This window comes from Streptomyces sp. NPDC020362 (assembly GCF_040642095.1).
GTDB lineage: Bacteria > Actinomycetota > Actinomycetes > Streptomycetales > Streptomycetaceae > Streptomyces.
On record NZ_JBFAET010000249.1, the window covers coordinates 1 to 11,377 of the forward strand.

At 72.0% G+C, this 11,377-nt stretch carries 9 protein-coding genes and 1 pseudogene; 5 read left to right on the forward strand and 5 right to left on the reverse strand.

Annotated elements, in window-relative coordinates; translation table 11 throughout:
• The 4 genes and pseudogenes from AB0H32_RS42875 to AB0H32_RS42890 form a co-directional block, all read left to right on the forward strand.
• Nucleotides 1–589, forward strand: a pseudogene (locus AB0H32_RS42875) (MFS transporter); the annotation flags it as partial.
• A 237-nt stretch (nt 590–826) separates the two neighbouring features.
• Nucleotides 827–946, forward strand: coding sequence for an SGM_5486 family transporter-associated protein (locus AB0H32_RS42880; RefSeq protein ID WP_361133346.1), 120 nt, complete (start codon nt 827–829; stop codon nt 944–946).
• A gap of 197 nt (nt 947–1,143) precedes the next feature.
• Nucleotides 1,144–1,350 (forward strand): hypothetical protein, encoded by a 207-nt coding sequence (locus AB0H32_RS42885; RefSeq protein WP_361133365.1) that lies wholly within the window; start codon nt 1,144–1,146, stop codon nt 1,348–1,350.
• Between the two features lie 78 nt (nt 1,351–1,428).
• Nucleotides 1,429–1,947, forward strand: coding sequence for a histidine phosphatase family protein (locus AB0H32_RS42890; RefSeq protein ID WP_361133348.1), 519 nt, complete (start codon nt 1,429–1,431; stop codon nt 1,945–1,947).
• Nucleotides 1,948–2,028: 81 nt separating this feature from the next.
• Here AB0H32_RS42890 and serB read toward each other — a convergent pair whose 3' ends face one another.
• Nucleotides 2,029–3,237, reverse strand: a complete 1,209-nt coding sequence (gene serB, locus AB0H32_RS42895) for a phosphoserine phosphatase SerB (RefSeq protein WP_361133351.1) — start codon at nt 3,235–3,237, stop codon at nt 2,029–2,031.
• Nucleotides 3,238–3,533: 296 nt separating this feature from the next.
• Nucleotides 3,534–5,414 (reverse strand): streptophobe family protein, encoded by a 1,881-nt coding sequence (locus tag AB0H32_RS42900; RefSeq protein WP_361133354.1) that lies wholly within the window; start codon nt 5,412–5,414, stop codon nt 3,534–3,536.
• A gap of 241 nt (nt 5,415–5,655) precedes the next feature.
• Here AB0H32_RS42900 and AB0H32_RS42905 point away from each other — a divergent pair, with 241 nt between their 5' ends.
• Nucleotides 5,656–8,196 (forward strand): FHA domain-containing protein, encoded by a 2,541-nt coding sequence (locus AB0H32_RS42905; RefSeq protein ID WP_361133357.1) that lies wholly within the window; start codon nt 5,656–5,658, stop codon nt 8,194–8,196.
• Between the two features lie 91 nt (nt 8,197–8,287).
• Here AB0H32_RS42905 and AB0H32_RS42910 read toward each other — a convergent pair whose 3' ends face one another.
• From AB0H32_RS42910 to AB0H32_RS42920, 3 genes are all read right to left on the reverse strand, one after another.
• Nucleotides 8,288–9,034, reverse strand: a complete 747-nt coding sequence (locus tag AB0H32_RS42910) for a transglycosylase SLT domain-containing protein (protein ID WP_361133360.1) — start codon at nt 9,032–9,034, stop codon at nt 8,288–8,290.
• Between the two features lie 301 nt (nt 9,035–9,335).
• The gene (locus AB0H32_RS42915) at nt 9,336–10,673 is read right to left on the reverse strand and encodes an S-adenosylmethionine:tRNA ribosyltransferase-isomerase (protein ID WP_361133363.1); all 1,338 of its coding nucleotides are present in this window, start codon (nt 10,671–10,673) and stop codon (nt 9,336–9,338) included.
• Nucleotides 10,670–11,365 carry an SDR family NAD(P)-dependent oxidoreductase gene (locus tag AB0H32_RS42920; protein ID WP_361133368.1) on the reverse strand — a complete coding sequence of 232 codons (696 nt, stop codon included), beginning with the start codon at nt 11,363–11,365 and terminating at the stop codon, nt 10,670–10,672. Before AB0H32_RS42920 ends, AB0H32_RS42915 begins: the two co-directional genes overlap by 4 nt.
• Nucleotides 11,366–11,377: the final 12 nt, after the last annotated feature.

Here is an 11,377-nt window from a genome sequence, read left to right on the forward strand (position 1 = left end):
CCCGCTGCGCATCACCCGGAGCCGCACGGCCTGGGCGCTAGCCGTGTTCTTCGGACTGCAGGCCACCGCGGCCTACATCACGATGGGCTGGATGGCGCAGATCTTCCGTGACGCCGGTGTCCCGGCGGGCACGGCCGGTCTGCTCCTCGCGGTCACCATGGTGATGGGCGTGCCGCTGGCCTTCGTCATCCCGCGCGTCGCCACCCGGCTGCCTCATCAGGGGCCGATCGCGCTGGCACTGGGCGTCTGCGGCCTTGTGGGCTATGCCGGTCTGTACGTCGCGCCGGCCGACGGCGCCTGGGCCTGGGCCGTGCTGCTCGGCATCTCGAACTGTGCGTTCCCGCTGGCGCTGACGATGGTCGGGATGCGGGCCAGGACCGGTCCGGGCGTGGCTCAGCTGTCCGCGTTCGCGCAGAGCACCGGCTACCTGATCTCCATCCCCGGCCCGCTGCTGGTGGGCGTGCTCTACCAGCACAGCGGCGGCTGGGGGCTGCCGATCGCCCTGATGGCGGGCCTGATGGTCCCCCAGATGGCGGTGGGTTTCCTGGCCGGACGCAACCGAACGGTGGAGGACGAGGCGGGCCGCTAGTCCGGCCTGGCTGGTCCGCCCCCCCGGCTGGTCCGCCCCACGGCTGATCCGTCGGGCCCCTGGCCGAGCCGTCGGGCCTGCGGCGATCCGTTGGCCCACGGCTGCTCCGCCGGCCTGCGCCGATCCGCCGGGCTGCGCCGATCCGTCGGCCCCTGGCTGCTCCGTCGGGCCGACATCGCGGTCCCGCTGACCCGCCCCCGCTGATCCGTTCCGGACGAAGGGTGCGAGACTGGGCGCATGCAGCCTGTGCTCGACCCGAACCCGAAGAACAGCCAGAGGAAGATGCTGCTCGTCTTCGGCGCGTTCTTCGCCATCTTCGCCATCATCGCCGTCATCGCGACGATCGCCTCCCCCTGACCCGCTCCGGCCTGCGCCGCCCGCACCGCGTCGGCCCCCGGCGCCCTCGGGGTGGGGCTAGCCCCACCATCCCCTAGGGGGTCAGGGTCAGGGGCAACTGGGTGGATGCCCGGATGGGTTGGCGGCCCGGTCTTCCGTAGCTTCGAGATGTGACCGCACCAGGCGGCCAGGACCACTCGAAGACCACGGAGGCGACCATGCCGGCCCGCACGCACACCCGGCTCCACCCGGCGACCACGGGCAGCGTCGACGTCCGGCTGCCCTGGTGGGCGCTCGCCCTGCCCGCGCTCGCCTTCATCACCCTGCTCGCGCTGATACTGAACCCGTCGGACGCCCACGCTGCGAGCGGCGATCCGGCGGTCACGCACCTTTTCGAGCGCGTTCAGCAGGTCCTCGCGCGCTGACACAGAGCCCCCTCGCGCGGTGAATCCGCATGTCAACTCCCTGCGCCAGGTGGTCTGTTTCATGCGAAGCTGGGTCCCATGAGCGTCGCAGAACCCCGCAGGATCATCCTCTTCCGGCATGCGAAAGCCGACTGGCCCCAGGTGTCCGACCACGAGCGCCCGCTCGCCGAACGGGGCCGCAAGGACGCCGCAGTCGCCGGGCGCAAGCTGGCCGACACCGGCCTCACCTTCGACCTGGCCATGTGCTCCACCGCGGTCCGTACCCGCGAGACCTGGAAGCTTGCCGTCCACGAACTCGCGCACCGGCCGAGGACCGTCTACGAGGAGCGGCTCTACGAAGCCTCGCCCGGCGAGCTGATCGCCCTGCTCAACGAGATCCCGGACGACGTGCAGAACGCGATCCTGATCGGCCACAACCCGGGCGTGCACGGGCTGGCCGACATCCTGGCGGGTGAGTCCGAGGGCGGGGCCCGTGAGCGGATGAACCGCCGCGGCTTCCCTGCCGCCGGTTTCGCGCTGCTGTCCTTCGACGGCGCCTGGAAGAGCCTGGAACCGGGCGTGGCCACCCTGGCGGACTACTGGGCACCCTCCGAGTGACGGCACACACGGCAGGAGGGCCCGGCACCGCTGCGGTGCCGGGCCCTCCCCGTCGAGTACGTCGAACGGCGCAGTGCCGGGTCAGCCCTCGTCGTGGGTGTCGGCCGCCTCGACCTCTTCACGGGTGACGCCCAGCAGATACAGGACGGTGTCCAGGAAGGGGAAGTTCACCGACGTGTGCGCGGCTTCGCGGACCACCGGCTTGGCGTTGAAGGCGACGCCGAGGCCGGCCGCGTTCAGCATGTCCAGGTCGTTGGCACCGTCGCCGATCGCCACCGTCTGCGAGAGGGGCACCCCGGCCTCCGCGGCGAACCGGCGCAGCAGCCGTGCCTTGCCCGCGCGGTCCACGATCTCGCCGGTGACCCGCCCGGTCAGCTTCCCGTCGACGATCTCCAGCGTGTTGGCCTGCGCGAAGTCCAGCCCCAGCCGCTCCTTCAGATCATCCGTGACCTGGGTGAACCCGCCGGAGACGACACCGACTTGGTAGCCGAGGCGCTTCAGGGTGCGGATCAGCGTGCGCGCGCCCGGCGTCAGGCGCACCTCGGTGCGCACCTTGTCCACGACCGAGGCGTCCAGCCCCTTCAGCAGTGCCACGCGCGCGTGCAGCGACTGCTCGAAGTCCAGCTCTCCGCGCATCGCCGCCGCCGTCACATCGGCGACCTTGTCCTCGCAGCCGGCGTGTGCGGCGAACAGCTCGATGACCTCGTCCTGGATGAGTGTGGAGTCCACATCCATGACCACCAGCCGCTGGGCCCGCCGGTGCAGGCCCGCCGAGACGACCGCGATGTCGACACCCAGTGCCGCCGCGTCGGTCGCCAGGGCCGTGCGCAGCGGCTCCGTCTCGACGCCGGACACGGCGAACTCCACGGCCGTCACCGGGTACTTGGCAAGCCGGAAGATACGGTCGATGTTGCCCCCGGTTTTGGCGATCCGGGCGGCGACGGCGGCCGTCGACTCGGCGGTGAGCGGGTGACCGAGGACGGTGACCAGGGAGCGTCCGAGACCGCGCGGGCGGTTGTCGCCGTGCCCCGAGATGATCTCCGCCTGCATCTTCATCGACTCGGCCCAGCTGTGCACGGTGGCACGCAGGTCCCCCTCCAGCCCGGCCGGCGGCTGGGTGACCAGCACACACAGCACCAGTCGGCCCCGGGTGACGACCTGCTCGATGTCGACCACGTCGACGAGGTACGCGGCAAGGGTGTCGAAGAGGCCGGCCGTGATGCCCGGCCTGTCCTTGCCGAAGATCTTGACGAGGAGAGTGGGGACCTCGGAGGTCTGCGAAGCGCTCATGGTGTCACCACCGTATCCGGCACCCAGTGCCTCACGCCCCTGAGGTCCGCCTGACGGACACGGAACAATGGGTGTCCGGCCGATGTAGGGGATCTTGCCTCTCGGCGACGGCTCGCCCGGCCGGGCCCGTGGCGCCGGCGCGGTGACGCTGCCCGGGCTCCGGCGGATCGCTCCCACCCGCACGTCCCGCCCGGACGAGAGGTTCCGGCTCACCACGACTGTGCCACGGTGGCGCCCCCGGCGCACGGGCTCGCGACGACGAGCGCCGGGCCTCCTCCGTCATCGGCGCCGCGGGCTCACCGCCCGGGCGTCCCGGGCGGTCGCGGGGGCAGGGGCGGCGGAGGCGGCGGCCCGTCGTCCGGTCCGTCCTGCGAACGATCACGCGCGCGTCCACGGGGACGGTTCCGGCGCGGAGGCGGAGGCTGGTCGAAGGGCCGGGCGACGGTGGGGGCGCCGTACACGTCGTTCCCGGCCGAGGGCGGTCGTGCGTCCTCCGGCTCCGCCCGCAGTTCCTCCGGCACCTGGAGATAGGGGTTCGTGTCGGGGTTCGGCGGGCGGTGGGGCCGGCCCGGCGCGTACGGTCCGGCCGCGCCGCCGTGCCCGGCCTGCCCGGCTCCGCCGCCGCGCCCAGGCTGCCCGGGAGCCCCGCCGCCGCGGCCGGGATGCCCGGCCCCCGGGCCGTCGTACTCCGGAAGCCCCGGGCCCGCGCCGTCGTACCCGGAGTGCCAGGAGGGGCTGCCCCCGCCGGTCCTCGAGGCCGCCCCGCCCCGTGCGTCACCCGGGGCCGGCCACACCGCCCGGCTGCCCGCGGTCCCCGTCGTCCAGGTGAGCAGGGCTCCCACCGCGCCGGCCCCCGCACCCCACGCGGCGCCCAGGAGAAGCGCCATGCCCGGGTGGCCGTGCAGTCGGATGCCCGCGCCGAAGGCGTCGAAGCCCAGGACGGACAGCGAGGCGTCCACCGAGACATCCGTCAGCCAGGCGAGCAGGGGCAGGGTCAGCGCCGTCGCGATCCCGAGCCGCAGGGCGCAGCGCCCGGCGAAGCCGATGGCGCCGCCCGGCTCCGCGGACGAAACGCGTACCGGCGTCCGCGCCGCCGTGAGCACCCCGGCGAGCACCATCATCAGCGCCGCCGCCACCGCGAGCAGCCACACCCGCCCGTCCAGCCCGGCCAGCCGGCCCAGGGTGACGGGCTGGTCCGACCGGGTGGTCAGCAACTGGTCGAGCGGGTGGGGCAGCACCGTGCCCAGCGCGCCGGTGGCCCTGCCGTCCCAGGGGACGAACAGACCGAGGGGGACGCCCAGCCACACCCCGTTCGGGGCGCCGAGCAGGGCCGCGCCCGCGATCCGGCGCGGGTGGTCGTCGCCGATCGCCGCGTACGCCGCCGCCGCGAGCCCGGCGACGACGGCCAGCAGCAGCACGGTGACGAGCGCCGAGGCGGCGGGCCGCACCACCCGGTGCACGGCCTCCCAGCCGCGTGGCAGGGGAGTGCGGCGGGAGGCGAGCAGGGCGATCAGCAGGATGCCCGCGGACCAGCCGAGGCCGCCGAGGAGGGTGGGCGCGGTGTCAACGGTGAAGCCGACGGCGGCCTTGGCGTGGATCAGGTCACCGATCCGGTCCGGCAGCAGCCCGCCGACATCCCCCAGACCGGGGATGTTGAGGCCGCCCCCCTTGCCGCCCCCGCCGGGCAGCGCGTCCAGACCGAGCGAGCCTCCGTCGATCGTGATGACGTCGTGTCCGGCCCAGGCCAGCCCGCCGAGCATCGCCACGAAGAGCGCGACCACCGCGCCCGCGCGCGCGAGGAGTTCGGCTGGCGCGACGACAACTCCGGCCGAGCGCAGGGACCGTAGGAAGAACCAGGAGAGCAGCAGGGCTCCGACCAGGCTGACGCCGAGTGGCGTGATCTCGACGGCCGTGTGGGCTTCGGCGCCTTTCAGTCCGAATGCGGACACATCGCCCGCCGGTGAGATGGAACCGCCCGCCCCGAGCGCCACAACCGCCGCCGTCATGGGGCCCAGTGAACCCGCCGCGTCCGCCTGCAGCAGATGCAGGCCGAGTGCGGCCGTGCCCGCCATCCCCATCAACGCCCAGCTCACCGAGGCGATCGCGGACAGCAGGATGTCACCCCACGGCAGCGAGGTGCCGTGCCGTTCGGTCTCGACGCCCGTGGCAGCGCTCATGGCAGACCCCCCGATCCGCGGCGCGGCACCGCAGCCGCGCTTGTCCCCCTCGCGGGGGATTACCACTCTCCGGCCCGGTTTCAACCCCGTCAACGGGGCGAGTTGAAGCGCGCGCGGGCGCCCTTCACAAGGCCCGACTTTCGGTCACCGGGCCGAGCCTGAAATAGTTCCCCACGATGTTCGACATCCCTAGACTCCCTGTGATGGGGGAAATTCGGGGGACAACTCAGTGGGGCATGGAGTGCCGGAACTCGTACTGGAATCAAACGGACGGACCTGGACGCTCGATTCGTCCAGGTCCTACACACTCGGACGCGATCCGCAGGGAGACGTCGTGTTCGACGACGCCAGGGTCTCCTGGCGGCACGCCACGGTCAGCTTCAACGGCCGCAGTTGGGTCATCGAGGACCACGGCAGCACCAACGGCACGTTCGTGCAGGGCCAGCGGATCCAGCAGATGGAGCTCGGCGCCGGCTCGGCGGTGCACCTCGGCAACGCCACGGACGGACCGCGCCTGAATCTCACCGGCGCCGCGGCCTCGGTCGCCCAGTCCCAGCAGCAGCCGCAGGCGGCGCCGTACGCCGCCCAGGGCGCCGGCCCCGGCTGGGCGCAGCAGGTGCCGCAGCAGGCGTCGCCTGCCGACTGGCAGCAGCCGCAGCAGCCCGCTCCGTTCCCGCAGCAGCAGAGCGGGCCGCCCGAGCAGCTCGCGCAGAAGACGCCTGGTGGTGGCGCGGGGGCACCGCCGGTCTACGGTGACCGCAGCCCCACGACGTTCCACCAGTTCGCCGTCGGCCGCGTGATGCGCATCGGCCGTGCCCTGGAGAACGAGCTGGTCGTCTCCGACCTGCAGGTCTCCCGGCACCACGCCGAGTTCCACTCGACGCCCGACGGCCGCTTCGAGATCCGCGACCTGGGCTCGCACAACGGCACCTACGTCAACGGCCAGCCCATCGCCAAGGGCGGCTCGGTGCTGCTCGGCCCGAGTGACATCGTCGGTGTCGGCCACTCCACCTTCCGTATCGTCGGCGACCGCCTCGAGGAGTTCGTCGACACCGGTGAGGTCTCCTTCTTGGCGCGTCACCTGACGGTCACCGTCGACGGCGGCAAGCAGATCCTGAAGGACGTCTCCTTCGGTGTCCCGGAGAAGTCGCTGATCGCGGTCATCGGCCCGTCCGGTTCCGGCAAGTCGACCCTGCTGAAGGCGCTGACCGGCTACCGGCCCGCCAACCAGGGCGAGGTGCTGTACGACAACCGGAACCTCTACAAGCAGTTCGCCGAGCTGCGCCAGCGCATCGGTCTGGTCCCGCAGGACGACATCCTGCACAAGGAGCTGACCGTCAAGAAGGCCCTGAAGTACGCGGCCAAGCTGCGCTTCCCGGCCGACACCACCGGGCAGGAGCGCGACGCCCGTATCGACGAGGTGCTGCGCGAGCTGAAGCTCGACATCCACAAGGACAAGAAGGTCACCTCGCTCTCCGGCGGTCAGCGCAAGCGCGTGTCGGTGGCCCTGGAGCTGCTCACCAAGCCGTCGCTGATCTTCCTGGACGAGCCGACCTCGGGCCTCGACCCGGGCATGGACCGCGACGTCATGCAGCTGCTGCGCGGCCTCGCGGACGACGGCCGCACGGTCCTCGTGGTCACCCACTCCGTGGCCGAGCTGGCGATCTGCGACAAGCTCCTGGTGATGGCGCCGGGCGGTGCGGTGGCCTACTTCGGCCCGCCGGAGGAGGCGCTGAACTTCTTCGGCTACGACACCTGGGCCGATGTCTTCTCCGCCTTCGAGAACTACCGCGACTACGACTGGGCGGGCCGATGGAAGGGCTCGCAGCACTACCAGATGTACGCCGCGGACATCGACGCGGTCGCGCCGCAGTCCGTACACATGCCTCCGCCGCAGGCGATGAAGCCGCCCAAGCCGCAGGGCTGGGGCTCCCAGCTGATGACCCTGATCCGGCGGTACGTGGCGGTCATCGCCTCCGACAAGGGATTCCTGGCGCTGACGGTGATCCTGCCGGCGGTGCTCGGCGCGGTCAGCCTGCTCATCGACCACAACCGTGGCCTGCTGGTCAACGCGGCGGTCAACCCGCGCACCGGCCAGCACATCCCGAACGGCACGGCCACCACCGTGCTCCTGATCCTCGCGGTCGGCGCGTGCTTCGCGGGTGCCGCGAACTCCGTCCGTGAGCTGATCAAGGAACGGGTCATCTACGAGCGGGAGCGCGCGACCGGCCTGTCCCGGTCGGCCTATCTGATGTCGAAGGTGGTCGTCCTGGGCGCGGTCACCGTGCTCCAGGGCCTGTTGGTCGGCGTGATCGGCTTCTCCAGCCGCGAGATCCCCGACCAGGGGCTCGTCCTCGGCAGCTCGACGCTGTTCGAGCTGTGCCTGCCGATCATGGCGCTCGGCTTCACCTCGATGATGTTCGGTCTGGTGATCTCCTCGCTGGTGAAGACCGCCGAGAAGACCATGCCGCTGCTGGTGATGTTCGCGATCATCCAGGTCGTCTTCACCGGCTGCCTCTTCACCCTGCACGGCACCCTCGGGGTCAACGAGTTCTCGTACCTGATGCCGTCGCGCTGGGCGGTGGCCGCGGCGGGCGCCACGCTGGACTTCAACAACATCGCTCCGAACACCGACGACCCCGGCAGCACGGACCCGCTGTGGAACCACGCGGCCTCGGCCTGGAGCCTGGACATGGTGGCGCTGATCGTCCTCGGTGTGATCTGCGGCTTCTTCGTGGCCCGCTTCCTGCGCCGCCACGAGCCGGAGGTCATGCGGAAGTAACCGCAGCGACCGCGGTCACAACGACGTGAAGGGCGGCATCCCCCCGAGGGGTGCCGCCCTTCCGCGTATGTCAGAGGTCCCGCGCCAGGCCTCAGTACGCGCTGTTCACGTTGTCGATCGAGCCGTACTTGTCCGCCGCGTAGTTGGCGGCGGCGGTGATGTTGGCGACCGGGTCGTAGATGTTCCAGGACGTGCCGGTGACGTGGTACGCGTTGAAGGTCGGCGGGATGACCTGCAGCAGGCCCTTCGACGGGATCCCGTTGATCGCGTTGATGTCCCAGTTGTTGATGGCCATGGGGTTGCCGGACGACTCCCGCATGATGTTCTTGTGCAGGCCGTTGTAGCTGCCCGGGATGCCCTTGGACTTCATGATGTCCAGGGCCTGGCGGATCCAGCCGTCGAGGTTGTTCGCGTAGGACTTGGCGGCGACCAGCTGCATCTGGGGGCGCTGCGCGGAACGGCTCACCGTGGCCTGGGCGGCGCGCTCCTGGGCGGCCTTCTTGGCGGCCTCGGCGGCGGCCTTCTGCTTCGCCTGGGCGTCGGCCTGCTTCTTGGCGGCCTCGGTCGCGGCCTTCTGCTTGGCGGCGAAGGTGTCGAGCTTGACGGTCTGGGCGGCGAGCTGGGTGGTCAGCGTGCCCTGGACATCCTTGACCGGCTGGGTGGCGAACTGCACCTGAGCCGCCGTGGCCGGAGCACCGGTGGTGATGGTCTGGGCGTTGCCGGGGACGGCCGAGAGGGCCACGGCGGCGGCACCGAGGGCAGCGACACCGGCGATGGCGATCTTGTGCTGCTTGGTCAGCGTACGACTATGACCACGGGTGAGGATGTTCTTGGGCATGGCTGATGGACCTCTTCGTGTAGCGCGGAGGTCGCTCCTGCGTCCGCCGGGGGAATCGGTTCCTCCCACACGAACGCCGAGGGGGGAACCCCTGCGGCGCTGAGCGACGGGAGCAATTCTTAGCGGGCGCAAAATGCCCTGGCAAAGGTGTGACGTACGATCCCCGATAGTGGATCAGGGAAGGGCAAAACGGGACAGACTGGACCGTCTGTCCCGTTCATATGGGGCCGGTATATCTCCTATGTCCGTTCGTACGTGATGCGCGCCCTATGTGCGGGCTCACATCGAAGGTGCAACAGCCTCACCAGGAGTTGCCGCCGCAACGCTCTGTGTGAGGGTTCTCCTCCGGCAGGATGAGATGGACGTCCCCGAACTCGTGCCACAGATAGAGCCCGCGCAGCGCCTCCTCGTACGCCCGGTCGACCGCGGTCCGCCCCGCCACGGCCTGCAGCATCAGCAGATGCGAGGCCTCCGGCTCGTGCAGCCCGGTCAGCAGCCCGTCGACCGCGCGTACCCCGCGCGCCGGGGTGACCACCAGATCGGTCCACCCGCCCACGGCCCGCACCACCCCGTCCGGCCCGGCCGCCGACTCCACGGCCCGCACGGCCGTCGTCCCGACCGCGATCACCCGCCTGCCCCCCGCCCTCGCGGCGTTGATCAACCGCGCCGACGTCTCAGGCACCGTGAACCGTTCCGGATACGGCGGCTCGTGCGCCTCCGCCGACGCGACCCCCGTGTGCAGAGTGACCGGCGCGAACTGGATTCCCCGGCTCACCAGCTCGGTCACCAGCCGCGCGGTGAAGGGCCGCGCCGCACTCGGCATCTCCGCGCTGCCCGACCCGTCGGGCTCGGACAGCGCGAACACCGTCTGGTACACCGACAGCGGCTGGTCCCGGTCCGTGTACGAGTAGCGGATGGGGCGCCCGTGCTCCCGCAGCAGCCGAAGGACCTCCGCCCCGGACACCCGCGCCCACCACAACCGCTCACCGCGCCCGCTCAGCGGCTCCTCCAGGACCAGCCGTGCCCCGCCCGGCAGCCGGACCTCCGTCCCCGTGGGCCCTCCCGCCGCCCGTCTCCCGTCACCCCCCTTCCGGGCAGCGCTGCGCGCCCTGCTCTCTTCACGCGCGCGTGCAGTACTCAACCCGCCCGTATACGTGCGTGCAGTACCCAACCCGCCCGCACGCGCGTGTGCAGTACTCCGTCCGCCCGCCCGCGCGCGCGTAGTGCCCCGCCCGTCCGGCTCGCGCAGCTCGACCGCCCAGCGCCCGTCGTCCCCGCCCGTGGAGAAGTGCACCACCACACGCGTCTGCCCCATCCGCCCGTCCACCGCGGCAGCCAGCGTGGGCGAGGTGTTCACCACCAGCAGGTCCCCGGCCCGCAGCAGCCGCGGCAGCTCGGCGAACGCGTGGTGCGACACCTCGGTGCCACGCGAGACCAGCAGCCGCACGGCATCCCGGTCGAGCCCCGGCCCGCGCTGTTCCGCAGGCACCCGCGCCGACAGCTCCTCCGGCACCCTGAGCGCGCCGGCCGAAGGGGCACGCTGAGCCGCCGAGCGCTCGCCGGCCGGAAGGGCCGAGCACGGCCTGCCTCCCGACACCGGCTCCGGCGCCTCGGAGGCGAACGCGTCGAACACGGTCATCGCCCCTCCACCAGCGACGGCGCCGCATACCGCCCGCTCGCCGGCCGCTCGTCCAGCAGCCGCAGGAACGCCGGTACGACGGTGGCGGGCGCCGGACGCGGATCGTCGTCGTCCGGTACGGCCGCCGCGTACAGGTCCGTCGCCATGTCCCCGGGGTCCACCGCCCACACCCTCAGCCCCGGCTCCTCCGCGCCGAGCACCGCGGCCAGCTGGTCCAGGGCCGCCTTGGAGGCGCCGTAGCCGCCCCATGTCTCGTAGGCCTCCGCAGCCGCGTCCGAGCTGACCGCGATCACCGCGCCCGCCGTCGACTCCCGCAGCAGCGGCAGAGCCTCCTGGACCAGGCCCAGCGCGGCCACCACATTCACCTCCAGCGCCCGCCGCAGCCCCTCCAGAGGCAGCTCCGCAAGGCGCACCAGCGGCTCGGCGCCCAGCGCGCTCGCATTGCTCACCAGCAGATCCGCACCGCCCAGGGTCCGCGCGGCGGCCACCAGCCCGGCCCGGTGCCCGGCGTCCGTGACGTCCCCGGGCAGCGCCGCCACACGGGTGCCGTGCCCGGTGACGGCCTCGGCGGCCTCCTTGAGGGGCCCCGAGCCCCGCGCGTCGAGCACGAGGTCCCAGCCCCGCGCGGCCAGCGCCTCGGCGAGCGCCCGCCCCAGCCCCTTGGACGCCCCCGTGATGATCGCTACCGGCATGACAACCGTCCC